This is a genomic window from Candidatus Cloacimonadota bacterium, from assembly GCA_020532085.1.
In the GTDB taxonomy this organism is placed as follows: Bacteria; Cloacimonadota; Cloacimonadia; order Cloacimonadales; family Cloacimonadaceae; genus Syntrophosphaera.
This window is the reverse complement of sequence record JAJBAV010000011.1, coordinates 1-25,688: the sequence shown is the minus strand read 5'-3', so window position 1 is coordinate 25,688 and position 25,688 is coordinate 1. Positions and strand designations below refer to the sequence as shown.

27 protein-coding genes are annotated in these 25,688 nt (G+C 58.3%); 22 read left to right on the top strand and 5 right to left on the bottom strand.

Features of this window, described 5'->3' with window-relative positions; genetic code table 11:
- Nucleotide 1: 1 nt before the first annotated feature.
- Complete coding sequence (locus tag LHW45_04325; protein MCB5284803.1) at nucleotides 2-229, bottom strand: hypothetical protein; 228 nt, start codon at nucleotides 227-229, stop codon at nucleotides 2-4.
- A gap of 450 nt (nucleotides 230-679) precedes the next feature.
- Between LHW45_04325 and LHW45_04320 the strand changes: the two genes are divergently transcribed.
- The 5 genes from LHW45_04320 to LHW45_04300 are packed head-to-tail and all read left to right on the top strand — an operon-like array spanning nucleotide 680 to nucleotide 6,023.
- The gene (locus LHW45_04320; GenBank protein MCB5284802.1) at nucleotides 680-1,405 is read left to right on the top strand and encodes an XRE family transcriptional regulator; all 726 of its coding nucleotides are present in this window, start codon (nucleotides 680-682) and stop codon (nucleotides 1,403-1,405) included.
- A gap of 13 nt (nucleotides 1,406-1,418) precedes the next feature.
- Nucleotides 1,419-3,167, top strand: coding sequence for a DNA recombination protein RmuC (gene rmuC / locus LHW45_04315; protein ID MCB5284801.1), 1,749 nt, complete (start codon nucleotides 1,419-1,421; stop codon nucleotides 3,165-3,167).
- Nucleotides 3,168-3,224: 57 nt separating this feature from the next.
- Nucleotides 3,225-4,199 (top strand): class II fructose-bisphosphate aldolase, encoded by a 975-nt coding sequence (locus LHW45_04310; protein ID MCB5284800.1) that lies wholly within the window; start codon nucleotides 3,225-3,227, stop codon nucleotides 4,197-4,199.
- Between the two features lie 11 nt (nucleotides 4,200-4,210).
- Nucleotides 4,211-5,209: a type I glyceraldehyde-3-phosphate dehydrogenase gene (gap, locus tag LHW45_04305; protein MCB5284799.1), complete on the top strand. Its 999-nt coding sequence runs from the start codon at nucleotides 4,211-4,213 to the stop codon at nucleotides 5,207-5,209.
- A 40-nt stretch (nucleotides 5,210-5,249) separates the two neighbouring features.
- On the top strand, nucleotides 5,250-6,023 hold the full coding sequence (locus LHW45_04300) for a GYF domain-containing protein (protein ID MCB5284798.1): 774 nt from the start codon (nucleotides 5,250-5,252) through the stop codon (nucleotides 6,021-6,023).
- A gap of 34 nt (nucleotides 6,024-6,057) precedes the next feature.
- Here the strand turns inward: LHW45_04300 and LHW45_04295 are convergent, their stop codons facing one another.
- On the bottom strand, nucleotides 6,058-6,918 hold the full coding sequence (locus tag LHW45_04295) for a hypothetical protein (protein ID MCB5284797.1): 861 nt from the start codon (nucleotides 6,916-6,918) through the stop codon (nucleotides 6,058-6,060).
- Between the two features lie 164 nt (nucleotides 6,919-7,082).
- Between LHW45_04295 and LHW45_04290 the strand changes: the two genes are divergently transcribed.
- The 5 genes from LHW45_04290 (at nucleotide 7,083) to tsaB (ending at nucleotide 9,428) form a co-directional block, all read left to right on the top strand.
- Nucleotides 7,083-7,460: a desulfoferrodoxin gene (locus tag LHW45_04290; protein ID MCB5284796.1), complete on the top strand. Its 378-nt coding sequence runs from the start codon at nucleotides 7,083-7,085 to the stop codon at nucleotides 7,458-7,460.
- 27 nt (nucleotides 7,461-7,487) lie between these two features.
- Nucleotides 7,488-8,078 carry a rubrerythrin family protein gene (locus LHW45_04285; GenBank protein ID MCB5284795.1) on the top strand — a complete coding sequence of 197 codons (591 nt, stop codon included), beginning with the start codon at nucleotides 7,488-7,490 and terminating at the stop codon, nucleotides 8,076-8,078.
- Between the two features lie 10 nt (nucleotides 8,079-8,088).
- The gene (locus LHW45_04280; GenBank protein MCB5284794.1) at nucleotides 8,089-8,232 is read left to right on the top strand and encodes a rubredoxin; all 144 of its coding nucleotides are present in this window, start codon (nucleotides 8,089-8,091) and stop codon (nucleotides 8,230-8,232) included.
- 75 nt (nucleotides 8,233-8,307) lie between these two features.
- Nucleotides 8,308-8,760: a ferritin family protein gene (locus tag LHW45_04275; GenBank protein MCB5284793.1), complete on the top strand. Its 453-nt coding sequence runs from the start codon at nucleotides 8,308-8,310 to the stop codon at nucleotides 8,758-8,760.
- Nucleotides 8,757-9,428 (top strand): tRNA (adenosine(37)-N6)-threonylcarbamoyltransferase complex dimerization subunit type 1 TsaB, encoded by a 672-nt coding sequence (gene tsaB, locus LHW45_04270; GenBank protein MCB5284792.1) that lies wholly within the window; start codon nucleotides 8,757-8,759, stop codon nucleotides 9,426-9,428. Before LHW45_04275 ends, tsaB begins: the two co-directional genes overlap by 4 nt.
- A gap of 392 nt (nucleotides 9,429-9,820) precedes the next feature.
- Here the strand turns inward: tsaB and LHW45_04265 are convergent, their stop codons facing one another.
- Together LHW45_04265 and LHW45_04260 are read right to left on the bottom strand one after the other, a co-directional pair.
- Nucleotides 9,821-11,077, bottom strand: coding sequence for a glycosyltransferase (locus tag LHW45_04265; GenBank protein ID MCB5284791.1), 1,257 nt, complete (start codon nucleotides 11,075-11,077; stop codon nucleotides 9,821-9,823).
- A gap of 1 nt (nucleotide 11,078) precedes the next feature.
- Nucleotides 11,079-12,212: a glycosyltransferase gene (locus tag LHW45_04260; protein ID MCB5284790.1), complete on the bottom strand. Its 1,134-nt coding sequence runs from the start codon at nucleotides 12,210-12,212 to the stop codon at nucleotides 11,079-11,081.
- Between the two features lie 185 nt (nucleotides 12,213-12,397).
- On the opposite strand from LHW45_04260, the gene LHW45_04255 reads away from it, so the two are divergent.
- From LHW45_04255 to LHW45_04200, 12 genes are all read left to right on the top strand, one after another.
- Nucleotides 12,398-13,618: a carboxypeptidase regulatory-like domain-containing protein gene (locus LHW45_04255; protein MCB5284789.1), complete on the top strand. Its 1,221-nt coding sequence runs from the start codon at nucleotides 12,398-12,400 to the stop codon at nucleotides 13,616-13,618.
- A 99-nt stretch (nucleotides 13,619-13,717) separates the two neighbouring features.
- Nucleotides 13,718-15,175, top strand: a complete 1,458-nt coding sequence (locus LHW45_04250) for an NADP-dependent malic enzyme (GenBank protein MCB5284788.1) — start codon at nucleotides 13,718-13,720, stop codon at nucleotides 15,173-15,175.
- A 1-nt stretch (nucleotide 15,176) separates the two neighbouring features.
- Nucleotides 15,177-16,061: a flippase-like domain-containing protein gene (locus tag LHW45_04245; protein ID MCB5284787.1), complete on the top strand. Its 885-nt coding sequence runs from the start codon at nucleotides 15,177-15,179 to the stop codon at nucleotides 16,059-16,061.
- Nucleotides 16,062-16,068: 7 nt separating this feature from the next.
- Nucleotides 16,069-17,376 (top strand): methylenetetrahydrofolate--tRNA-(uracil(54)-C(5))-methyltransferase (FADH(2)-oxidizing) TrmFO, encoded by a 1,308-nt coding sequence (gene trmFO, locus LHW45_04240; protein ID MCB5284786.1) that lies wholly within the window; start codon nucleotides 16,069-16,071, stop codon nucleotides 17,374-17,376.
- Nucleotides 17,369-17,716, top strand: coding sequence for a DUF3795 domain-containing protein (locus LHW45_04235; protein MCB5284785.1), 348 nt, complete (start codon nucleotides 17,369-17,371; stop codon nucleotides 17,714-17,716). The genes trmFO and LHW45_04235 overlap by 8 nt, the downstream gene beginning before the upstream one ends.
- Nucleotides 17,709-18,557 carry a hypothetical protein gene (locus tag LHW45_04230; protein ID MCB5284784.1) on the top strand — a complete coding sequence of 283 codons (849 nt, stop codon included), beginning with the start codon at nucleotides 17,709-17,711 and terminating at the stop codon, nucleotides 18,555-18,557. Before LHW45_04235 ends, LHW45_04230 begins: the two co-directional genes overlap by 8 nt.
- Nucleotides 18,558-18,725: 168 nt before the next feature.
- The gene (gene hflX / locus LHW45_04225) at nucleotides 18,726-20,054 is read left to right on the top strand and encodes a GTPase HflX (GenBank protein MCB5284783.1); all 1,329 of its coding nucleotides are present in this window, start codon (nucleotides 18,726-18,728) and stop codon (nucleotides 20,052-20,054) included.
- A gap of 56 nt (nucleotides 20,055-20,110) precedes the next feature.
- A complete protein-coding gene (locus LHW45_04220) occupies nucleotides 20,111-20,776 on the top strand; it encodes a CoA transferase subunit A (GenBank protein MCB5284782.1) in 666 nt (221 codons plus the stop codon).
- Nucleotides 20,769-21,410: a 3-oxoacid CoA-transferase subunit B gene (locus tag LHW45_04215; GenBank protein ID MCB5284781.1), complete on the top strand. Its 642-nt coding sequence runs from the start codon at nucleotides 20,769-20,771 to the stop codon at nucleotides 21,408-21,410. The genes LHW45_04220 and LHW45_04215 overlap by 8 nt, the downstream gene beginning before the upstream one ends.
- 12 nt (nucleotides 21,411-21,422) lie before the next feature.
- A complete protein-coding gene (locus LHW45_04210) occupies nucleotides 21,423-22,010 on the top strand; it encodes a plasmid pRiA4b ORF-3 family protein (protein ID MCB5284780.1) in 588 nt (195 codons plus the stop codon).
- A 41-nt stretch (nucleotides 22,011-22,051) separates the two neighbouring features.
- Nucleotides 22,052-23,005 (top strand): DUF523 and DUF1722 domain-containing protein, encoded by a 954-nt coding sequence (locus LHW45_04205; protein MCB5284779.1) that lies wholly within the window; start codon nucleotides 22,052-22,054, stop codon nucleotides 23,003-23,005.
- 29 nt (nucleotides 23,006-23,034) lie between these two features.
- Nucleotides 23,035-23,430 carry a DUF2809 domain-containing protein gene (locus tag LHW45_04200; GenBank protein MCB5284778.1) on the top strand — a complete coding sequence of 132 codons (396 nt, stop codon included), beginning with the start codon at nucleotides 23,035-23,037 and terminating at the stop codon, nucleotides 23,428-23,430.
- Nucleotides 23,431-23,609: 179 nt separating this feature from the next.
- On the opposite strand, the gene LHW45_04195 is transcribed toward LHW45_04200, so the two are convergent.
- The gene (locus LHW45_04195; GenBank protein MCB5284777.1) at nucleotides 23,610-25,349 is read right to left on the bottom strand and encodes a cation:proton antiporter; all 1,740 of its coding nucleotides are present in this window, start codon (nucleotides 25,347-25,349) and stop codon (nucleotides 23,610-23,612) included.
- Between the last annotated feature and the right edge of the window lie 339 nt (nucleotides 25,350-25,688).

Genomic DNA, 25,688 nt, shown 5'->3' with positions numbered 1-25,688 from the left:
ACTATGTGGACCGGGAGGTGCCGCTGCTGGCTGCCATGATCCGAAACATAACCTCGGCCGAAAAGGCATCCCGACCCGCCACAGACAGACGCCGGATCTCTACTTTGGCAAGAATGGTCCTGATCCTTTTCCAGTCTATCAGGATTTCTATGTCTTTGAGAAAGTGTTTGCGGTTTGCCAGGCGATTGGCAATCTCTTGATCGGCGAAGGTTATGGTCTCTTTTTCCATGTTTGGCTCCTGTGTTGTGCTGGTACCAAAATGAATTGCGTATATAATTTGTCAAGAACTTATTATGCATACTTTTTGTCCACTTTTAGGTGCAACGGTCTTCAGGGTTCATTGTGCAATTTAGACTGGATCGATGAGTATCGCCCGGATGATAATTGTACAGCTTGGACAAACCCCGTGATCCCGATACTGCATGCATGAGTCGTCCTGGCGGCATAGGCCCTATCAAGCCGTCAGCAGTCCGGGCTGAGAGGACAAAAGCTGTCAGGACAAACGGGTCCAACACCAGGAGGGCGTTAAACCGAATCAGGAATAACCGCGCCTGGCGGCAGCTATTAGCGCGAATTACAAAAAAGCGCTTGACAGGGCAGGGCGGGTGGAAAAAGTTGCTCTGAGCGACAAGGTTCCCGCGTGGCGGGGGCGAAAACAAGCTCAGACTGGAGGAACAACATGATCGGAAGAAGAATGAGGGCCCTGCGTTTAACCTTGAAGGTCACGCAAAGCGCCCTAGCCAAAACCCTGAAGGTGAAGCCATCCGCCATCTCGCAGATCGAATCCGGAAAGATACGTCCGTCCACAGACACGATGCTGCTGCTCACCAAACTCTGTGACGTCAATCTGCACTGGCTGATCACCGGCAAGGGCCCGATGTGGGTGGATCCGCAGGATTCGCGGCAAAAAACCAGGGAAAAGCTCAATCAGGTGCGCGATTTCATCCACAGCGAACTGGACGTTCTGGCGCGTTCCCGCGAGCAGGCCCGCTGGGCTGATCTGCTGGACATCCCGGTTTCCGGAGAGATCGCGGCCGGCCCGCCCGTGGACAATTTTGACACCTATATGGAATTTCTCACCATTCGCCGGGCCATGATCCGCGGGGTGGTGGACGACTATGTTTGCCTGCGCGTGAACGGCTGCAGCATGGAACCCACGGTGCTCAACAACGATCTGGTGCTGATCCGCCAAAGCCAGGACTGGAGACAGTTGGCGGGACAGATCTGCGCTTTGCGGATCGACGGCGGGATCACCCTGAAACGCCTGATGATGGACGACAAGGAAAAAATGATCATCCTGGTTTCGCTCAACGACGAGTACCAGCCCCTGCTGATCAACCCGGACGAGCATCAGGACATCACCCTGATCGGCTCGCTCTACTATCTGATGCGCAAAGTATCCTAAGCCTGGTGCAATGATGCTTTGGGCGATCCTGACCCTGTGCGCGCTGATCCTGGTTTTGGGAACGGTTGCCGCCATCCTGCTCTACCGCAAACGCTCAGCTCCGGATGACAGGCTGGAGGCCGTAACCAGGTTCTCCGGCGCATTGGAGGCCTTTGAACGCAATCTGCGCGATGATCTGCAGCGCCTGCGCACGGACCTGCTGGCCCTGGAAACCGACACCCGCAAGGAACTGGTGGCCTCGCTGGACCGGCAGAACGAAAACCTGAACAGCGAAAACCGCAAAAACCGCGAGGAAAGCAGCACTTCGCTGAACAAGCTGACCCAGCTGATCAACGCCGACGCCGCCAAAAACCGCGCGGAACTGGGCACTTCACTGAACAACCTGGCCGAATCGCTGGCCCGCAAACTGCAGGATCTGGTGAACACCCAGCAGCAGCAGTTCGATGCCTTGAAAACTGCTCTGGAAGGACGGTTGGAGCTAATCCGGACCAGCAATGAAAAGAAACTGGAAGACATGCTGAACCTGGAATCTGAATCCCGCCGGGAAGTGGTTTCCGCCCTAAATTTGCAAAAGGAAAACCTGAACAGCGAAAACCGTAAAAACCGCGAGGAAAGCAGCACTTCGCTGAACAAGCTGACCCAGCTGATCAACGCCGACGCCGCCAAGAATCGCGCGGAACTGGGCACTTCGCTGAACAACCTGGCCGAATCGCTGGCCCGCAAACTGCAGGACCTGGTGAACACCCAGCAGCAGCAGTTCGATGCCTTGAAAACTGCTCTGGAAGGACGTTTGGAACAGATCCGCGCCAACAACGAGACCAAGCTGGAAGAGATGCGCAAAACGGTGGACGAGAAGCTGCACGACACCCTGGAAAAGAGACTGGGCGAATCCTTCAAGCAGGTGAGCGAGCGGCTGGAGCTGGTGCACAAGGGTTTGGGCGAAATGCAGAGCCTGGCCAGCGGGGTGGGCGACCTCAAAAAGGTGCTCACCAACGTGAAAAACCGCGGCATGATGGGCGAATTCCAGCTGGACGCGATCCTGGAGCAGATGCTCACGCCGGAGCAGTACACGCGCAATTTCAAACCCCACAAGCGGCGCGACGAGGTGGTGGAATTCGCCATTCGCCTGCCTGGCCGCGATGAAGACCAGGAAAGCGTTTACCTGCCCATCGACGCCAAGTTTCCCATCGAGGATTACACGCGCCTGGTGGAGGCCTGGGACGCCGGTGACCCTGTGGCCACGGAAACCGCCCGCAAAGCTCTTTACAACCGCATCCTGGGCTGCGCCAGGGATATCCGCGACAAATACCTCAATCCGCCCCTGACCACCGATTTCGCGCTGCTCTTTCTGCCCGTGGAAGGCCTCTACGCCGAGGTCCTGCGCGATCCCGCCCTCTTTGAGCAGCTGCGCCGCCAATATCAGGTGGTGGTGGTGGGGCCAACCACGGTGGCGGCCATCCTGAACAGCCTGCAGCTGGGTTTCCGCACCCTGGCCATCGAAAAGCGCACCGGCGAGGTCTGGAAGATCCTCAGCGCGGTGAAGAACGAATTCGGCAAATTTGGCAAAGTGTTGGAGCACACTCAGAAAAAGCTGCAGGAAGCCTCCAACACCATCGAACAGGCCAGCCACCGCAGCCGCCAGATCCAGAAAAAACTGAACAAGGTGCAGGAACTGCCGGTGGACGACGCGGCCCAAGTCCTCGAACTGGAGGCGGAAACCGATTTGACGGCCACCGCGGAGGACGAGGAGGATTTCGCTTGACATCCACTCCAAAGCCTAAAGATTATGAAAAAAAACATCTGACCAGGGAGGTTATAAATGTTTCTAACCGGTAAACAATTGGGAGAGGTATTCCTCAAAGCCAAACGGCAGCGTTTTGGCATCATCGCTTCGAACGTGGTGTTCGACACCCAGATCCGCGCCATCGTGCAGGGCTACGCGGCGGCCAATTCCGACGGCCTGATGCAGATGAGCAGCGGGGCCTGCAAATTCGCCGCCGGCGAATCGCAGGACATGAAAGCCGGCGCGGCGCTGATCTCCACCATGATCAAGACCTTTGCCGCGCAATTCCCCAAAAGCGGCGTGGGCCTGCACATCGACCACGCCACCCCCAACTATTTTGACTTCATCGTCCACTGCATCGAACAAAACCTGGTGACCTCCGTGATGATCGACGCTTCCAAAGAAGATCTGGCGGAAAACATCCGCGTCACCAAAGAGGTGGTGGAGGTGGCCCACAGGCACGGGATCATCGTGGAAGGCGAGATCGGCCACATCAAGGGCACCGAGGACGAGATAGTTTCGGACACCGAGCTCTACACCCGGCCCGAAGAGGCGCTGGAGTTTGTGCAAAAAACCAACGTGGACCTCTTCGCCGCCTCCGTGGGCACCAACCACGGCGTTTCCAAGGGTGAAAACATCGTGCTGCGCCTGGACCTGATCAAGCAGATCGACGACCTGCTTATCCGCCACGGTGTGGAGCGCGGACTGGTGCTGCACGGCGCTTCCGGGCTCACCGACGAGCAGCAGCGCGTGGCCATCGCCAACGGCGTGGTGAAGATCAACAAGGACACCCACTACCAAATGGACATGGCCCAGGCGATCCAAGCCTATTGGGAAAAAGAAAAATACGCCATCGTCTGCCCGCCCGACGTGGCGCCGGAAGCCTACATCCCGGACAAGGGCAAGTTCGACCCCCGCAAGTGGCTGGCGAAAGGCGAAGAAAAGATGAAGAACACGGTCATGGGCTTTTGCCGCGTGACCGGCAGCGCTGACAACAGCATATTACTCTAATAGGAGCATACATGACAAAAGTAGCCATCAACGGATTTGGACGCATCGGACGCCTGGTTCTGCGCGCCATCCTGAAATTCCACCCCGAGATCTCGGTGGTGGCCATCAACGACCTCACCGACGCCAAGACCCTGGCCTACCTGCTCAAATACGACAGCGTGCACAAGATCTTCGCCGGCGAGGTGAGCCACACCGACGCCAGCATCACAGTGGACGGAAAAACCATCCGTGTTTACGCGGAAAAAGACCCCGAAGCCCTGCCATGGAAAGAACTGGGCGTGGAATATGTGATCGAGTCCACCGGTGTTTTCAACACCCGGGAAGCCGCTTCCAAACACCTCAAAGCCGGCGCCGCCAAGGTGATCCTCACCGCCCCGGCCAAGGACGAGGTGGACGCCACCGTGGTGATGGGCGTGAACCACACCAGCCTCAAACCCCAGCACACCGTGGTTTCAAACGCCTCCTGCACCACGAACTGCCTGGCTCCCGTGGCCAAGGTGCTGCAGGATAAATTCGGCATCGCCGGCGGCCTCATGACCACCGTGCATTCCTTCACCAACGACCAGCGCATCCTGGACCTGCCGCACAAGGATCTGCGCCGCGCCCGCGCCGCCTCCATGAGCATGATCCCCACCTCCACCGGCGCCGCCAAAGCCATCGGCCTGGTGATCCCGGAACTGGCCGGAAAGCTCGATGGCATCGCGATCCGCGTGCCCACGCCGGACGGCTCGCTGGTGGACCTCTGCGTGAACCTGGAACGCGAAACCACCAAGGACGATCTCAACGCCGCCATGAAAGAGGCTGCCGAGACCTATCTGAAAGGCTATCTGCAATATTCCGAGGAACAGCTGGTTTCCATCGACATCGTTGGCAACCACCATTCCTCCATCTTCGACGCCCCTTCCACCAACGTGAAAGGCAAGCTGGTGAAGATCTTCAGCTGGTACGACAACGAGTGGGGCTACTCCTGCCGCGTGGTCGATCTGCTGGATTACATGAGCAAACTCTGATCTGAACCCGGGGTGGCCGCGGCCACCCCGCGTTTTTCAGATGGCGAAGTATTACTACACTTTCGAGGGCAAAACCCTCGGGCCGGCCAGCCCCAAAGAGGTGCTGGACCTGATCCTGGACGATGTGCTGGATCAGGATTCCTTTGTGATGGACAGCCGCTCGCCGCGGTGGCTGAAGATCCGCGACATCCCGGAACTGATGCGCTATCTGCATGAATCGGACGTGCGGATCACGGATTGGGCGGAGGAAAAAGATCTGGCCGGGATCGATGACCAACAGGAGCCGCTGTTTTTCCACCTTCCCGTTTCCCGGCTGGTCTGGCTGAGCCTCATCACCTTGGGACTTTACGAGCTCTACTGGGTTTACAGGAACTGGCGTTTTCTCCGTTTTCAGCGCCGGGGCCGCACCGCGGCGTATTTTTGGAGGGATTCGCTGAACCCCTTCGCGCTGGCGGGCGTATTCACCAAGATCTCACTGGACCGGGATTTGGGCAAGGATCTGCCGGAACAGGATTTCACGCTCCACGGCTGGCTCTGGATCGTGGCCCTGCTGGCGCTGGCGGCACGCTCCATCCTGGTGTTCTCGCTACTCCTTAGCCTGGGGGCGGATATCGCGCTCACCCTCGGCGCGCTGGCCTTCTCCATCCTTTGCCTCGTGCCCGTGCAAAAACACATCAACGCCGGCAATGCCAAAGCCGCCAAACCGCTTTCCAGACCTACCTTTGGGCACTATGCCGCGATCGTGGGGGGAATAGTGGGCTGGCTGTTCGTGCTGCTTACCTGGATACCGCGCCTGGCCAGGCTTTTCGCCTGAACCTTTAGCTCCCAGACCCGGTCAACCCCCTGCCCTATTTCCGGTGCAGATGCTCCCTTTCCCGGTGGTGCTTAATGGCGTCGTGCAGATGGGAACGGCGGTTGATCCTGATCATCCAGATGATGAAAAACAGCACGAGAGCGCCCGCGAGGCCGATCAGCGCGTAAACGATCCAGCTCAGGCCCTTTTTCATCTCCACGGTCATCAGTTCCTTTTTGTTCCACATGTTCAGGGTGTCGAACTTCCAGGTGACCACTTTGTTGGCGTGATCTATGCTTTGGGAGTTGTCGCCCGCGTGGATGATCTTCCAGGGCAGGTGGAGTTTGTAGGTCCAGAGCGGATGTTCGGTTTGCTCCTGCATGTAGATGCCCTGCAGGATGTCGTTGTCGTCGGGCAGGCTGTTGATGTAGTCATCATCGTAAACAAGGCTGTCTTCCGCGGCGAACATGGAGCTGTCATCACCAGCGGGGTAATTCTCGCCTGCCCCGGAGGGGAACCCGGTTCCAGCCGGAGCCGCATTCTGGCTGCCCAGCGAGATGAGGCGCTGAAATTCTATGTTGCCCTTGGCATTCTTGGCGAGGGTGATGTTGCCCCAGAAATCCGCGGACCACAGCTGGTCGCTGATGCTGTTGAAAGCCTCGATGCTGTCGAACTTTAGCTCCACTTCGTAGATCATGTGCGGCCCGCTCTGCTTTCTTTTGATGTCTTCCAGGTGGATCCCGGGTTTGTCGAGCTTGTTCATGATCTCCTGGGTGTTGGCATAATAGGAGCGGTGGACCAGGCGCACCTTGGCCCGGCCCGAACCGTTGGAGTTCAGCCAAAGCTCTTCATCGTATTCCACGCATCCGGACAGCAGCAGGAGCAGCGCGGCCAGTAGCGGCAACAATCTTTTCATGGATATCTTGTTCCTCATGTTCAACAAACCTTGTGTTTCCACTAATAGAATAATCGCTTTTTTGGCAAGCAAAATATTTCCCGCGTACAGGGCGCAGATTTCTGTTGACAAAAGATGCCGCCCTCCGGACTCTTGAACCTCAACATCAAGACAAGGAGTTAAACATGACAGAACTGCGTCAGATATACCACTGCCCGATTTGCGGAAACTTGGTGGAAGTGCTTTTCACCGGGGCCGGCGAACTGGTTTGCTGCGGCGAGCCGATGAAGCTTCTGGCCGGCAACACTGTGGATGCCGCGCTGGAAAAACACGTTCCCGTGGTCACTGAAATGGGCGACAAGATCAAGGTCGCCGTGGGCTCTGTGCCACATCCCATGGAGGAAAAGCACTACATCAGCATGATCGAGGTCTGCACCAAGAACAAGGTTTACCGCCGCGAACTCAAGCCCGGTGACGCCCCGGAGGCGATCTTCCGCGTGAAGGCCGACAAAGTGCTCACGGTGCGTGAATACTGCAACCTGCACGGTCTCTGGAAAGCCTGAAATCACCCAAGGGGAGGAAATAAAGCAATGCCATTCAAAGACACCCAAACCGCCGGCAACCTGATGAAGTCCTTTGCCGGGGAAAGCCAGGCCCGCATGCGCTACCTCTACGCGGCCAAAACAGCCAAAAAAGAGGGTTTCGAGCAGATTTCGAACATCTTCACGGAAACCGCTGAAAACGAAAAGGAACACGCCAAGCTCTTCTTCAAACACCTGCTGAAACAAGGCTTGGAAGGCGAAATGATGAGCATCATGGCCTCCTACCCCGTGGGCTGGTCGGCTGAAAGCACCCTTAAAAACCTGAAATACGCCGCCGACGGGGAAAAAGAGGAATGGACCGAGCTCTATCCCATTTTCGCCGATATCGCGGAAGAAGAAGGCTACAAGGATATCGCCCTCACCTGGCGCCTGGTGGCCAAAGTGGAAAAAGAGCACGAAAAACGCTTTCGCAAGCTCTACGACAACGTCAAAGACATGAAGGTCTTCAAAAAGGACGGCGGCTTGTTTTGGAAATGCCTCAACTGCGGCTACATCCACGAAGGCGCCGAAGCGCCGGAAACCTGTCCCTGCTGCCTGCATCCCAAGGCCTATTTCGAAGTTCACTGCGAAACCTATTAAGGAGCATAAAATGCAAAAATTCATCTGCACTGCCTGCCAGTGGGTCTACGACCCCGCGGAAAACGACAACATCCCCTTCGAGGACCTGCCCGAAGATTGGGTTTGCCCCATGTGCGGCGTCGGCAAAGATTTCTTTGAACCCGTCGACGAATAAACTTGAACGATCCGGAAAGCCTGCCTCCCGGCAGGCTTTCCCTTTTACACACCCGGAACCTATTCAGAGGAAAATATGACCATACAGGAATACAACGACATTCTGGACTTCGCCGTCGCCCGTGAGCGGGAAGCCGTCCAGTTTTACCGTGATCTGCAGCAGGAAGCCAAATTCCAGGACCAGCTGGAGATGCTCAAGGAACTGGAAGCCATGGAGATGGGACACATCGTGGTGATCGAAAACATCCGCCGCAGAGGCGTTTCCGCCGACGAGATCCCCCTCGTGCCGAATCTGAACATCTCCGAATATCTCAGCGTCGAAGCCGAAAACCTCGATCTCAGCTATCAGAACATCCTCATCAAGGCCATGAAGCGCGAGGAAAATTCCTTCAAACTCTATTCCGAAATGAGCGTCAAATTCCCCGACAACGAGATCTCCACCCTCTTCCGCAAACTCGCTTCCGACGAGGCCAAACACAAGCTGCTGTTCGAACGCCTGTACGACGATTGGATCAGCTCTGGCAATTGAAACTCGCCCTCGACACCTCGCAGAACTCCGGCTCCATCGCGCTCTGTGAATCCGGGCGGGTGGTTTACTCCGCCTGTTTCGACATCAGCATCACCCACAGCGAAACCCTGATGCCCCAGGTGGACGCGGCCCTGAAATTCTGCGGCTTCCAGCCCGCGGACATCCGCGCCGTCTATCTGGCCAACGGTCCGGGCTCCTTCACCGGACTGCGCATCGGCCTCGCCACCGCCAAGGGCATCGCCTACGGACTCAAAATTCCCCTGCGCGCCTTTTCCACCCTGCAATTGGCCGCGCTGCGGCGCTACCGCTGCGGCCGCGGGATCCTGGCGGTGGTGGACGCCAAGATGCGTGAAGTATATGCCGCCCTTTACGATGAGGATCTGAACGAACTTGCCGGGCCCGCGGTGCTCACCCCGGAGGAACTGCTTGACTGGGATTTGCGCGGAGCTTACCTCACCGGCAGCGGCAGCCAACTGCTCAAACCCGCCCTGGAAGAACGCGGCGTCCCCTTCGTATCAGTTCCCCAAGCGCCCCTCGACGTCTCCGGGCTGTTCACCCTGGCCGCCCTCTCTCCCCAGGAGGAAAGCTACGATTTTCAGCAGCTTGCCAGCCTCGAACCCCTCTACCTAAGGGAATCCACGGCCCAACTGCGCCGCCAGGGAAAGTGATCTTTCCCGCCTCGGCCCTCCCTCGGGAAAGCCATGTCGCGGCCATATTCACGAAATATATGTAACCGTAATTATACCAAATGTATACCAACTGCACTCCCCAGCCGCTCCCAATATCAATACGGTATCAATACGGAATCATTACGGATGAAATCCGTATTGATTCCGTATTGATACCGTATTGATATTGGGAAGGGATCGGTAACAGACTGGTGGAATTGAGTTCAAGAGGAAGGTTTAGGGTAAGGGAAAGGGAGACTGGTTTAATTTGATCGCGTACGCGTGAGCCCTTGGCTCCGCTGAATGTGGCGCACTAAGAAAGTTGGTTTTGGCGCGAATGACTGCTGCCGGGTCTGTTGCTCGGCTTTGGAAATACACTGGGAGCGTTGGTGTCAGAAGAGGCTTTTGAGCTTTTCCGCCAGTTTTGCCACTTGGTTTTTCCGTTCCAGTTCCCAGGGGATGCTGTATTCACGGGCAGGCTGGGCGAAGAGTTGTTTGAGGCAGTGGTAAATGCTGTCGGAAGATTCCATGGCGCAGATGAGGTCGTGTCCGCAGGCGCCGAGGAGCTTGGCCGCTTCGTATTGGCCGGGAACCATGGCCAGGATGGGTTTTTGGGCGCGGAGATACTCGAAAAGCTTGGAGGTGAGGGTTCCGCGGGGGCTGGAGCTGTTGATCACCAGGAGAAGGGCGCTGGAAGCCTGCATGGCGGCCAGGGCCTGGCGGTGGCTGAGCTGGGGGACGATGTCGATGAGGTCCTGGATGCCGCTATGCTCCACTTCCCGCAGGGTTTCACGGAAGAAGTTGCCGTAAAGTTTCACCCGGGTGCCGGGGGGCAGGGTGTTTTCCGCACGGAGGCGTTTGAGGGCGGCGTAGAAATGGCGGAGGCTGCGGCGGGCGTAGATGTTGCCGAAATAGGCGAAGGTGAATCCGGCAGGGGTTTCCGGCGCGGGCAGGCCGCTGAAGTCGGCTTCGTCCCAGCCATTGTAAACGGTGAGCATTTTTTCCGCCAGATCCGCTCCGAAGGCTTGCGCGGCGTCGGTGCCGATGCCCGCGGTGGCTGTGATGATGAGGCTGGCGTGACTGTAGATGCGCTGTTCCAGACCGCGGGAGAGGCTCCGGTTGAGCGCGCCGCCCTGCAGGTCGTAGTCGCCCAGGAGGGTCCAGTAGTCGCGCAGGTCCACGGCCAGGGGGATGCCGCTTTCGCGGGAGAGGGCGTAGGCGCCGATCCCGGAGGAGAAAGGCCCCAGGGAAACAAAGATCAGCTCGGGTCTCCGTTCCCGGATGGCCCGGCGCCCGGCTTTGATCAGGGCTGGCAGCCAGCCGATCTTGTTGTCCACGGGGTAAAGCTGGCGCACGCGGAGTTTTAGCTTTTCCGGGGTGTTCAGGTAGATCCGGGATAGATCCCCGCCGCCGGCTTCACGGCCTTTTTTCAGCAGGGCCATGGGATCCAGGGAATCCGTGCGGATGAGGGTGGCCGCGGCGTTTTCCTCCATCAGGGCGGGATCCCGGTAGAGGTATTCGATGTCGCGCACGGTGATCACGTCGCAAACGATGCCGCTTTGGGCAAGGTATTTCACCGTTTTGAGGTTGCGCAGCGCGGCGGGGCCGCCCAGGGGTGGATAGAAATAGCTGAGGTAGAGAACGCGCATCTCAGTTTGAGGCCAGCTTGCGCATCAGTTCAAGGAGGCGCGGCTCGAGGGCCTCCCAGTTGAATTTCTGGTCGATGAGGTTGCTGCAGCGCTTGCTGAGCAGGCGGTATTCGCTAGGGTTAAGGCGGAGGAGGCCGGCCACGGACCTGGCGATGCTGTCGCTGTGGTATTCGCAGCAGGCGCCTAGCTCATTGGCCTCGATCAGGCCGCGCATCAGAGGGGTGTTGATGGAAACCACGGGCAGCCCGGCGGCGAAATATTCCAGCACCTTGAGGGGCACGGCGCGGCTCATGCGGCGGTTTTGGGGATTGAAGAGCCAGAGCCCCACCCGGCTGCGTTTGAGCAGCAGGCCGATCTTTTCCGCCGGGATCCAGCTTTGGTAATAGATCACGGCGTTGAGGTTGAGAGTGTTTAGCTGTTCGTTGAATTCGCGCTCCACCGCGGGATCGAAGAATTTGCCCAGGATGAGGACGTTGAGGGCGGGAAACTCGTTCCTGAGCAGGCTGACGCTTTTAAGCAGCTTGAAGACACCGCGGTCCGGAGTAAGGCCGCCGATGTAGATCAGGTCAAAATCCATCTCGCAGATGGCGCTGAGCTCCATCGGGGTCTCGCAGGTGTAGTCCCATACGTTCTTCACAGGGTAGTTGGGCAGGGCGATGGCGTTCACGCGTTTGCCGCGGGGAAGCAACTGGTCCAGGATCTCCTCGCTGACGGCGGTGGTGGCGTCCACGCTGCGCTGCAGGCGGCGTTCAAAACCCAGGTAGAGGGCTTTCGCGACCCAGCTCAGGGGCGGGCGGAAGCGCTCGGCGAAGGCGTCAGGGAAAAACTCGTGCACATCGAAGACCACCTTGCAATTCAGCTTGCGGCGCAGGGCCAGGCCGATGAAGACGGTGAGCGGCTCCACGCAGATCACTATGTCCGGTTTGAGCTTTTTGGCTTTTTTATACAGCAGCGGCAGGGCGTACCAGGTGGATTCGGTTTCCACCACATCCTGAAAGGGGTTCACCGCGGCGTTGCGCACCCCGCTGGCGCAAAGCAGATGCACCTCCCCCAGCTTCGCCAGGCTGCGCGCCATCTTGTAATAGAGGCGCACGTCCGTGGTGTGGTGGGAATTGGACACGATGCATATCTTCATTTTCTTATCTCTCTGACCGCGGACACTCTTTTGCCGTAAATGCTCTGTTGTCAAGCACTTTTTGCGCCGGCAGCCAAAAACGGCGCCCGGTTGGCTGGGATTTTGCATTGTTTGCTGTACTTCAAAACCATTTCGCGCCGGATCAGGTTGATTCGGGCGGCAACAGCTTTGAAGCGGGAGAAAAGATGAAAAGCATTGGCCTGGCGATCTTGCTGCTGGCCCTGATCCCGGCCTGTCTGGCCGGCGGATTGGCTGAAAGCGGCGGGGACAAAACACTTGGACTTGACCAGAGTCCTGCGCATCAGTTCACAGAACCGCCGCAAAGGTCTTCCGTGACTGTGGGCAGCGGCAACCAGTTGCTGCGGATGCCGGTGGACATGTATTTCCAGAACTCGCTGTACGAGACGCTTTACTATCCCGGTGAGCTGCAAAACATGCGGGGAAGCATCACTGAACTGGGGTTTTTCAACGACTTCGCCAGTGATCTGACAGACAAACCCGTGAAGATCTGGCTGGGCACCACCACTCTGCCGGACCTTGAGGCGGGCTGGATACCCTCCACGGAGCTGAGCCTGGTTTTTGACGGAACGCTGGACCTGCCCACTGGTGAAAATGACATAATCATCCCGCTGGACCCGCCCTTCTGGTATCTGAACCAGCAAAACCTGGTGCTGCTGGTGCAACGGCCCATGGACAGCAGCTTTTACCTGTCCTCAGACCGCTTTCGGGCGCAGTACTCCAGCCAAAACCGCTCCCGCAAAGCCCAAAGCGATGCCACAGCCTACGATCCGGCCAATCCTCCGTCCAATTCCACACTCGGCGGGGATTTTCCCCAAACCAGATTCACCTGGATTCCGGTGGAGGTGGGCACCCTGCAGGGGACCGTGACGGGAACCGACAACTGGCCGCTGCAAAACGCCACCGTGCAGGCGGAGGGGTTTTCCGCCCAGACGAACTACGCCGGAGTCTTTTCCCTGCAGCTTCCCGTGGGCACATATTCCGTGACGGCCACCGCCACGGGATATGACCCCCAGACCATTCCCAGCGTGAGCATCAGCGCCGGCCAGACCACCACGATCGCTTTCAGCCTGGTTTCGGTGGCTGCCAACGATCCCGCCCTGCCCGGGCTTAACACCCTGTTGCTGGATCCGCGTCCCAATCCCATGGCCTCAGAAACACTTATCCAATACAGCCTGGCCAAAGCCGGCCCGGTGAAGGTGGGCATCTTCGACATCCGGGGCCGGCTGATCCGCAGCTGGACCGATCCCAGCGCGCCGGCGGGGATCTCCGGTTTGGTTTGGGATGGCCAAAACGAAAGCGGGCAAGCGGTTTCCGCTGGGATCTACCTGCTGCGCATGAGCGCCGGGGAATATCAGGGGGCGGTGAAACTCATCCTGATCAAATGAACTCTGCCTGAAAGCGGAAGGGCGGCTTCGCCCGATAAAGGTTGACAACATGAACCCGATCGCAAATTTGGAATTCTCAAATGCTTTCAGGATGAATCAATGGAAGAATTACGCAGTGACCTGGCCAACCTCCAGGCATATTTTTCGGCCAACTACGCTCCCGATCTGCGCTCCGCGGCGCAGACGGCCTTTCTGAAGAAGCTTTCGGAACTCACCCACGCTCACTACCGGGGCAAGATGCAGACCCTGCCCAAAGCGGGGATCTGGGACTTCAACTGGTTCAACGTGTGGTACACCCCCGGGGTTTCGGCAGTTTCGACCGCCATCCGCGACGCAAATGAAAGATCCTTTGAACTCAGCAACCGGGGCAACCTGGTGGCCGTGGTTAGCGACAGCACCAGAGTGTTGGGCGACGGCGACTGCGGCCCCGCCGGGGGTTTGGGCGTAATGGAAGGCAAGGCCATGCTGATGAAATACCTGGGCGGCTTCGACGCCATCGCGCTCTGCGTGAATAACCGGGACGCGGTGGGCAAACCGGACCCGGCCAGGCTGATCGAATTTGTGAAGATGCTGGAACCCAGCGTGGGCGCGGTGAATCTGGAAGACATCTCCCAACCCAACTGCTACCGGGTTTTGGACGAACTTCGCGCCAGCTGCGGGATCCCCGTCTGGCACGATGACGCCCAAGGAACAGCCTGTGTGACCTTGGCCGGGCTTCTGAACGCCCTGAAGCTGGCGGATAAAAGGATACAGAACATCCGCACCGTGCTCTTCGGCGCCGGGGCTTCCAACACCACCATCGCCAGCATCTTGCTCCAATCAGGTCTGGACCCGCAAAATCTGATCATGTTCGACAGCAAGGGAGCGCTGCATCCCGGGCGTGAGGACCTGGCCCGAAACCCTGCCAAATTCAAGCAGTGGGCCCTGGCCCAGATCTCCAACCCGCTACGCCTGAACACGATGGATGAGGCGATGCGCGGCGCGGATGTGCTGATCTCGCTTTCCACCCCGGGACCCCACACCGTGAAACCCGAATGGATCAGGCTGATGGCCCCCAGGGCGGTGGTTTTCTGCTGCGCCAATCCCGTGCCAGAGATCTATCCGCACGACGCCAAGGCCGCCGGGGCCTTCATCGTGGCCACCGGACGGGGCGATTTTCCCAACCAGATCAACAATTCCTGCGGCTTTCCCGGCATCCTGAAAGGCGCGCTGCTGGTGCGGGCCAGCCAGATCACGGACGGGATGGCGATCCGCGCGGCTCATTCACTGGCCGCTTTCGCCGAGGCCAGAGGCATCGATCCCGCCAACATCGTTCCCCGCATGGACGAGGAAAACGTTTTCGCCCGCGAAGCCGCCGACGTGGCCGAGCAGGCCGTTAAAGAAGGCGTGGCCAGGCTGCCGCGAAGCCGGGACGAGGTTTTTGCCCTGGCGGAAGCGGACATCCGGGCCTCCCGGGAACTCTGCCACCGCATGATGAGCGACGGCAGCATCGCTCCGCCGCCCCGGAAACTGATCGAAGCCGCGCTGCAACACACCCGGGAGCTTCTGGCCAATTAGCATGGACGCCACCACCCGCAAAAAGATCTGGCGGATCCTGAGCTTCGCGCTCAAGCTGCTGGTAACGGCCCTTATCCTGTTAGGGCTGTTCAAAGAGATGGAGTTCGTGAAGGTGTGGCAAAACCTGATCAACCAGCCCCCCTGGCTGATCCTGGCCATCCTGGGCCTGGCCGTGCTGCGCCACTGGGGGCAGTATCTGGCCTGGCAATACTCCCTGCAGGTGAATCCCCTCTACACTCTGAAACGGAAAGAGGTGTTCGAATCCTACATGATAGGCCAGGCGCTGCGTTTCGCCGTTCCCGGCAGCTGGGGCATCCTCGGCAAGGTGGCCTTTGTTTCGAACAGCAGCAAGGGCGCTTCGGTGATCTCCTGTTTTCTGGAGCGCATCTACGTGACCTGGAGCATCTTCGTCTTTGCCAGCCTGGCCCTGCTTTACCTTCCCCAGGGCATACCGGGCTGGATCCGCTGGTCGCTGTTCGCCTGGCTGATCACGCTGCCGGTCTGGCTGTATTTCTTGCTGTATCTGAACCGGCGCTGGAACCATCTGCGGCCCAATTACATCCGCTACGCGCCGCGGCTAACGCTGCTGATGGTGGCCACCACCCTGCTGAACCTTTTCCAATACTGGCTGATGCTGCATCTCACCCAGGCGGTGTCCTTTTGGGACGTGGTGAAAAGGATGTCGCTTTCCCACCTCTCCTACAGCATCCCCATCACGGTGGCCGGGCTGGGGCTGAAGGAGAGCTTCGCCATTTCGCTGCTCTCCAAGATCGGCCTGCAGGCGGAAAGCATCGCCAGCACCACCCTGGCCATCTTCATCATCAACGATGTGGTGCCTGCCCTGATCGGCGCGGGCATCTTTCTGAAGGTGCGGGAACCCCGCTGAGGCAGCCATGGCGGCGATAAACATCATCGGCGCGGGCCTGGCAGGTAGCGAAGCCGCCCTGTATCTGGCGGACATGGGCCTCAAGGTGCGTCTCTTCGAGATGCGCCCCGGCAAAATGACCCCGGCCCACCAAACCGGCCTGGCCGCGGAACTGGTTTGCAGCAACTCCCTCAAATCCACACTGCCGGACACCCCTGCGGGCATGCTTAAAGCGGAATTGCGCCTGCTGGGCTCAAAACTGCTGCCGCTAGCGGAAAGTTGCGCCGTGCCGGCCGGACACGCCCTGGCCGTGGACCGTGAGCTCTTTGCCCAAAAGGTGGATACCCTCATCCGGACCCACCCAAACATCGAACTGGTGCAGGAAGAGGTGGCCAGGTTTCCCCAGGGTGTGTGCATCCTTAGCAGCGGGCCTCTCACCTCAGACGCCCTGGCGGCTGAGCTGCAGGGTGTTGTGGGCTCCAGCCAGCTCTGTTTTTTCGACGCCATCGCCCCCATCGTGTCCGCCGACAGCCTCGACCTTAGCCGGATATACCGCAAAGACCGCTATGACAAAGGCGATCCCGACTACCTCAACTGCCCTTTCAGCCGCGAGGAGTATTACGCCTTTGTGGACGCTTTGATGAGCGGCGAACAGCACGAAGCCCACGAGTTTGAGAACGAGTTTTTCCGGGACCTGAAATTCAGCTACTACGAAAACTGCAGCCCGGTGGAGGAACTTGCCCGCAGAGGTAAAGACACTCTGCGGCATGGCGTTATGCGTCCCATGGGCCTGGAACACGAGGGCAAAAAACCTTTCGCGGTGCTCCAGCTGCGCACCGAAAACCAAGATCAGACGGCCTTCAACCTGGTGGGCTGCCAGACCATGCTGCGCCAGCCTGAGCAGAAACGCGTCTTCCGCCTCATCCCGGGCCTGGAGCAGGCGGAATTCCTCCGCTACGGTTCCATCCACCGCAACAGCTATCTGAACGCCCCCCGGGCTCTGGCTCCCAACCTCACGCTGCGCAACGCCCGCCAGGTCTTCGTGGCCGGCCAGCTCAGCGGCGTGGAAGGCTACATGGAATGCGTCGCCACCGGATTGCTGGTGGCCAGGATCCTGGCCGAGGGCTTTCCAATGCTGCCTCCGGAAACCATATTGGGCCAGCTCTGGCGACGCCTGATCGATCCCAAGCAAAAGAATTTCCAGCCGGTGAACGCCAATTTTGGCCTGCTTCCCGCCCTGGAAGTACCCATCAGGGACAAGAAACTAAAGAAAATGAGCCTCTCCCGGCGCGGCCTGGAGGCCCTCAAAAAATTCCTGGAGGAAGAGAATGACTGAACTCACATCCGCCTGCGGCCTTGGTTGCAAGGCCTGCGAATGCTACCTTGCCACCCAGTCCGGCGACCTGGAACAAAAAGCCGACATCGCCGTGCGCTGGAGCAAGAATTACGATCACGCCTTCACCGCTGCAGACATCAACTGCCAGGGCTGCCTCAGCGATGGGCCCCACTTCAGCTGGTGCGGTCAGTGCCCCATCCGCGCCTGCGCCTTTGGCAAGGGATACATAAGCTGCGCTGAATGCGGCTCCTTTCCCTGCGACATCAACAGCTTCCTCTACGAAGCCGTCCCCGCTGCCAAAGCCAACATTCTCGCCCATAGGAGTGACAATCATGGATAAAGCCTTCATCCTCATCCTCTTGACCTTGTTGATCGCCATCGGACTGCTCAAAGCGGAAGACCTGACGGACCCCGCATCTTTCTGGCAGGACGGCTACTGCGTTCAGACCACAGCTGAGACCCCGGCAGCCACAGCGAAAGTGATTCGTGCACAGGTGGACGGCGTCTGGCAGGATTTTCCGCTGGTGGATTTTCCCCAGTCCTTCTGGGATTGGAACCGCTCCCAGCGCAAGGAATACCTGGACATCTTCCGCGAAATGCTGTCCAAAGGAAAGGAAGCCACGCGCAGCCCCCAGCTGTCCGGGCCCCACAACGGCATCATCGCCACTTATGGCGCCGCCCGCCAGGATTCACGCTTCAAGCTGAACAACGCCGTGAAAGGCATGGGTTTCCTGCCGCCGGAAGGCAGGATCGGCGAGCTGATCCAGCTGCTGCGCGACAACATGGAACAACCCCTGGACGTGAAGCTCAACGTTTTGGACAGCCTCTACACGCACGCGGAGCATAACTTCAGCGCCAACCGCATGGGCTCGCTGGAGCTCTATTCCGAGCCGGGTTTCGCCACCCAGACCTTCATCAACCAGATGGTGAATCCCGCCTGCGTGACCGTCTGGCTGGACATTCCCACCTACAAGATCAAGCAGATCGCCCGCCTGCTACATCCGCTGGACCCCAAACTTAGCGCCTACGAGCGTGAGGTGGTGCAATACATCAACCTCATCCACAGCTTTTTCCACGGCGAGTTTCCCCGTGATTACATCGCCGTTATCTACTACAACATCGAGGTTTACGACAGCTCGCCGGGGCGGAAAGACGCCCGCGGGACCAAGCTCAGTCCCTGAGAACAACCCTGACCCCATGTCCCTGATACTGATCCGGTTAGCTGCCTCCCGCCTGATGCCCGCCTCAGATGCGGCCATTGGGCGGGAGACAGGGGCGGGACGAACTTTCGGGGGCTCAAGCCCGAGCGTAAAGGGGCCAGGTAACCAAAGGATAAAGCGGTAAAAAACATGCCAAACGAAGACCAAGAACTGTTGGTGGAGGAATTCGACCTCGAGCCGGATTCCTGGGACGATTTCGAGCGCGCCGAAAAGACCGCCTTTCTAGCCGCGATCGTGCGCCAGGGCGAGCCCGAGGCCGAGGTTACGGCCAGCCTGGAAGAATTGCGGCGTCTGGCCGACACCGCCGGGATCGAGGTTTTGGGCAGTTACACCCAGAAACGCAACCATCCCGAGCGGGCCAGCTATTTCGGCAAAGGCTTCCTGGAAGAAATGAGCCGGAAAATGCGCCAGGCACAGGCTGAAGTGCTGATCGTGAACGAAGAGCTCAGCCCTATCCAGGGCCGCAACATTGAGAACGATTTCGGCATCCGGGTGATCGACCGCACCGAGGTGATCCTTTCCATCTTCCACGAACACGCCCGCACCCGCGAAGCCAGGCTGCAGGTGCGTTTGGCGGAACTCCAGTACCAACTGCCCCGCCTGCGCCGGCTTTGGGGCCATTTCGACAAGGAACGCGGCTCCCAGCGCTCTTCCGGCGGCGCGGCCACCCGCGGCATGGGGGAAAAGCAGATCGAGATCGACAAACGTCTCATCCGCCTGCAGATCCGCAAGATCAACAAAGCCATATCAGACATCACCCACCAGAAGGAAACCCAGCGCAAACAGCGCGAGCGCACCAAAAAGATCTGCCTGGTGGGCTACACCAACGCCGGCAAGTCCACCCTCTTCAATTCCCTCACCGAAGCTGGGGTCCTGGTGGAGGACAAGCTTTTCGCCACCCTCGATTCCACTTCGCGCCAGCTGAAGCTCTCCACCTCTTTCCCGGTGGTGATCTCCGACACGGTGGGCTTCATCTCGAACCTGCCCCACCATCTGGTGGCCTCGTTCAGCGCCACCCTGATGGAGGTGAAGGACGCCGATCTGCTGCTCCACGTGGTGGACCTTTCCGACGAACGCTTCGGATATTACATCGATCAGGTGAACTCCGTGCTGGCCGGCATCGGTGCCCAGGACATCCCCCAACTGCTGATCCTGAACAAAACCGACCTCGTGGACGACACCATCGGGATCTTCGTTCGCCGGCGCTATCCGGACGCCGTGCTGATCAGCGCCCTGAAACACGAGCATGTGGACGAACTGCTGCAAAAGCTGGAGCAGCGGCTCTTCCAGAACCGCCTGGGCAAAGTCTTTCTGCCTTACAGCCAGGGCTCTCTGGCCTCACTGCTGCACAGGATCGCGGATATCCAAACAGAGGAGTACCGCGCCGACGGCATTTATTTGGAACTGAAGCTCAGCGAGGATGACCTCCACCACGTGAAAGACTATCTGTTGACATAAATGCCCCCCGCGGAAAACATGCCCGCAATATATCATTTACAACCATAGGAGAAGCAATGTTCAAGCTTATCACCGCGGCCGAGGCTGCGGCCATGATCAAACCGAACGCCCGGCTCGCCATCGGCGGATTTTTGGCTGTGGGCGCCCCGGAAACCATCATCGACGCCCTCGTTGCCGCCGGCACCAAAGACCTCCACGTAATCGTCATCGCCTCGGATTGGGAAAACCGCGGCATTGGCAAACTGGTGGTGAGCCACCAGGTTAAAAGCGCCCAGGTGTCTCACACGGGCACCAACAAAGAGATCCAAAGCCAGATGAATTCCGGCGAGATCTCGGTTGAGCTCATTCCCCAGGGCACGCTTATGGAACGCTGCCGCGCTTTCGGAATGGGTTTGGGCGGCGTGCTCACCCCCACCGGGATCGGCACCGTGGTGGAGGAAGGGAAGCAGGTCATCAATTTGAACGGCCAGGATCACATCCTTGAAACCGCCATCCCCAGCGACTATGCCCTCATCCGCGCCTGGAAGGCCGACCGCAGCGGCAACCTTATCTACCGCAAAACCGCCCGCAACAGCAATCCCATCATGGCCATGGCGGGCAAAGTCACCATCGCCGAGGTGGACGAGATCGTGGAAACGGGCGAGTTGGACCCGGAACAGGTGGTAACTCCCGGAGTTTTTGTGAATTACATCTGCCTGAGCAAGGAGGCCAGCAATGGATAAGCGCGCGCTGATCGGAGCCCGGATCGCCAAAGAACTCAAAGACGGCGACTACGTGAACCTGGGCATCGGCCTGCCCACCGAGGCCGCAAACCACATCCCGCCAGGGGTGCATGTGATCTTCCAGTCTGAAAACGGAATCATGGGCGTGGGACCCGCGCCGGTGGAAGGCATGGAGGACCAGGACATGATCAACGCCGGCGGCGGCTTCATCACAGCCTTGCCGGGAGCTTCCTTTTTCGATTCCGCCACCAGTTTCGGCATCATCCGCGGCGGCCATCTGGACATCACCGTCCTGGGCGCCTTGCAGGTTGATCAGCAGGGCAACCTGGCCAACTGGATGATCCCCGGCAAGATCATCCCCGGCATGGGCGGCGCGATGGACCTCGTAACCGGCGCCAAAAAGGTGATCGTGGCCATGGAACACTGCGATAAGCACGGCAACCCCAAGATCCTCAAACAGTGCAATCTGCCCCTCACCGCCAAAGGCAAGGTGAGCCTGATCATTTCAGATCTCGCCGTGATCGAGGTGACCCCCGGGGGCCTGCTGCTGCGCGAAGTGAGCGAAGGCTACAGCGTTGACGACGTGGTGAAGGCCACCGATGCCGAATTGATAATCCCTGATCACCTGAAATAAGGGAAGGCCTCAATGAGCAAATTCAAGCAAGTATATCAGTTCAAGATCACTCTCCTGGATACCAAACCACCCATCTGGAGACGCATCCAGGTGCCTGAAAACTATCGCTTCTGGGATCTGCATGTGGCGATCCAGGATGCCATGGGTTGGAAAGACTGCCACCTGCACGAATTTTCAATTTTTTCTCCCAGCGAATTGGACATCGTGGATATTGGATTGGCCGAGGAAGACTATAGCAAAGCCAAAATATTCCAGCGCATATCCAAGTTCTTTTCTCGGGAGAATTCTATCGCACGCTACTGGTACGATTTCGGAGATGATTGGTACCACCAGGTCAACTTGGAAAAGATACTACCAGCGGATCCCAATCAAACTTATCCTTGCTGCCTGGCCGGAAAACGAGCCTGTCCACCTGAGGATTCAGGTGGCGTATGGGGGTTTTACGAGAAACTGAAAATCCTGCAGGATCCCAAGAACGAATGTTACGAAGATATACTTGAGTGGATGGGGCGTGACTATGACCCAGAGTACTTCGATCCCAAAAAGGTCATTTTTGACGACCCCAAAGAGCGTGAAATTAGCCTTACATCTCTGTATTGATGAATTTAAGGCCCTGCTTTGAACGAATGAGGATTTTTTGAATGAGCGATTATCTGAAACTCGGCATCAGCTCCTGCCTCCTGGGCCACAAGGTCCGCTACGACGGACAGCACAAATATGACCATTGGCTGGTGGAAACCCTCGGCAAATACGTCACTTACGTGCATGTTTGCCCGGAGGTGGAATGCGGCCTGCCAGTTCCCCGTGACGCCATGCGCCTGGTGGGGGAAGTGGAAAACCCCCGGCTGCTGACCATCAAGGACCGGCTTGACCACACCCCGCGCATGCTGGAATTCTGCTTTCGCAAGCTTGCCGAACTCACGGACGCGGATCTCTGCGGCTTCGTGTTCAAGAGCAAATCACCTTCCAGCGGCATGGAACGCGTGAAGGTCTATCCGGCCAAAGGCGGTGCAGGCGAGAAAAAAGGCGTGGGCATCTTCGCCCGGGAATTCATGAAAGCCTTTCCCCTCCTGCCCGTGGAGGAGGAAGGCCGGCTGCACGATCCCGTTCTGCGCGAAAATTTCATCGAGCGCATCTTCATCATGCAGCGCTGGAACGAAATGCGGCGCAAACCCTTTTCCGCCGGCGCCTTGGTGGATTTCCACACCCGCCACAAACTGCTGCTGATGGCCCACAGCCCTCAGCTCTACCGGGCCATGGGTAAACTGGTGGCCTCCGTTAAACAGCACTCTCCGAGCGAGTTCGCGAAGCTCTATCTGGAGCAGCTGATGCGGGCAACCTCCCATCCCGCCACCCGGGCCAAACACCAGAACGTTTTGCAGCACATCCTGGGCTATTTCAAGCAGGAACTCACCCCCGCTGAAAAAGCCGAACTGCTGGAATTGATAATGAACTACAGAAACCGCCTCCTGCCCCTGATCGTGCCCGTGACCCTGATCAACCACTACGTGCGCAAATACGACAAGCCCTACCTCGCCGAGCAGTATTACCTGCAGCCCCATCCCCTGGAACTGGCGCTCCGCAACCACGTTTGAAGACCGGCTCCGTTCCCCGGGTGCGAAATTTGCTGTCCCGCGGCAGCTTGATCGCCCTGGGGCTGATCCCGCTTGCCGCCGCGGCCGGCCTTGCTTCCCGGCGCTGGGGAGCTTGGCTGCCGGAATTTGTGGCCCTTTATGCCGGCGATGCCATGTGGGCCCTGGCCTGCTATGCCTTTTTTCGCCTGATCCTGCCCAGCTTCAGATCGAGCTCGGTCTTACTGCTCACCCTGGCCTTTTCCCTGCTGATCGAACTCAGCCAGCTTTGGCATCCGCTTTGGCTGGACCGCATTCGCCAAACCCTGATCGGAGGCCTGCTCCTCGGTTTTGGCTTTCGGGGGAGCGACCTGCTTTGCTACCTCGCGGGGGCTTTGGCCGGTTGGGGTGTTTTCGCCCTGGCTGGATCCCGACCGGAAAAGTTATGATCGCTTCGGTCGGATGGAACTTACCCACGTCCAGACTCGTTAGGATCACTCCAAAATGTTGGTTTTCAGCTGGTGAAACCCCTTTGGGGGCTTATCCAATCAATCATTCCCTTATGTAATGGCATCTTATCCACCCCTTAGCACCATGGCCAAACTGCGATCCAATCACATCCCGGCCGCTACGCCAACCGGCAGCGGCTGCAGGTGGTGAGTTCGCTTCTGATCGTGTTCCAGAGGAATTTGGGGTCATTGCTGTCCAGCAGCTGCGCGGTTAGTTTGCGGTCTTGCAGGGCCAGGGACAGGCTGCGCAGGATCTGGATCTGGGCGTTTTGCCTGGCCTTGGGCGTGAGGATCAGGATAAAGAGGTGCACGGGCAATCCGTCCGGGCTGTCCCACTCGATCCCGTGCTGGTTTTGCACGATGAAGACCTGCGATTTTTCGATGCCTTCCAAACGCGCGTGCGGCATGGCGAGCGAGCGTCCCACCGCCGTGCTTAGTTGTTCCTCCCGATCCGTAAGTTCCTGCAGGATGGTTTGTTGGTCGATCCCGGTCTTGCGCGCGGCGATCCCGCTCAGCCAGGCCAGCATGGCCTGGGGATCGGAGTTGTCACGGTCGATGAAGACGTCGTTTTCCTCCAGCACGATGTCGTAGGAAGTTTTGCGCAGGCGGTTCACGATGAAGGACAGCCAAAAACCGAAGACAATGGTGGAAACCAGCGAGGCCACGATGATGGCCACCAGCACCACTTCGTTGATCAGGCCTGTGGTGTAGGCCAGCATGCCCACCACGATGTGCATTTCGCCGCCGGGGGTGTGGCTGATGGCGATGGTCTGGAAATTCTCTCTGGGTTGCCTGGCCCAGGCCGCCCCGGCGTAGGCGCCCAAAAAGCGGCCCGCGATGCCCAACCCCGAAAGCAGCAGCACCAGAAACCAGTCAAAATTGGCCACGAAATCCAGGCGTAGCCCGATATTGGCAAAAAACACCGGCACAAAGATCGAATAGACCAGCCGGTTCACCACAAAGCGGTCTTTTTCGTGGATGTGCCGCGCCTCGCCCAAAACTATGCCGGCGATAAAGAAACCGAACAGGGCGTGGATGCCGATCCCCAGCGTGAGCGAGCCGAACAGCGCGCCCACCAGCACGATCAGCGTTACTTTCAGGCCTTGGTTGTCCTCCGCGCGGTCATGGATCAGGGTAACCGCCCTGTCCAGCAGGCGGCGTCCCAAAGTGAGGCTCAGCACGGTGAACAGCAGGGTGAGGCCCACCAATTGCCCCACGAAACCCAAATCCATGGAGCCGTGCGCGAAGATGCCCATGATGATGGTGAACACCACCCAGCCCACGATGTCGTTCATGGTGAGTGCCGAGATGATGAGCAGGCCAACGTCGGTTTTCAGGATATTGAGGTCCCGCAGGCCGCGGATGGCGATGGGCAAGGCGCTGATGGTCATGATCACGGAAATGAAGAGGGCAAAGAGAAAACGCTGCGAGGGATCCACCAGGTAGCGGTCCGGCAGCAGATAGATGGGCAAAAAACATAACAGAACGGGGATGAGCAGATCCGCCACGGTGATCTTCACCGCCTCCATCCCCTGTTTCCAGACCCGGGAGAAATTTATCTCCAGCCCTGTTTCCATCAGCAGAAAGAGATTGCCGAACCAGGCCACGGTCTCCAGCATCGAGCGCTGGGCCAGGTCGTTCGGAAAGATCGTGTTTTGCAGGCCGGGCGCCAGTTTGCTAAAGATCGCCGGACCCAGCAAAATGCCCACCAGCAGCTCACCGGTCACGCTGGATTGCTTCATTTTAGCAAAGAAAAAGCCCACCAGGCGGCACAATCCCAGCAGCAGCGCGAACTGCAGCAAAAACAACAGCAGATTGTGTTCACTGATCACCATGTGATGGCTGAGGATGTCGTTCATATTCTTGTCCTGATCTCAGATTTGGGCCAAAGAACGATTTTTCTTTCCACCCCGCTCCGAGTCAAGGTTTTTTCGCCTTGCACCCCGCTTTTGACGTACCGCAGGCTTGGGCCAGAACAACATCACGTAAATGTATCAGCGTTCATTTCCCTTCTCCTTGGTTTGGATTTAAGACCGTGAATTCACGGGAAAAATCCATGGCAAAAACCCGCGTCGTGTCAAGTCCTGAAATAGTGGACACTCAATTTTGTTGTTTAGCCAAACAGCCCCTACGCCAATATCCCTCCGATCTTCATGCTGAAACCTGGAGGTAATTAACTCACTCTGGTGGATATGGTT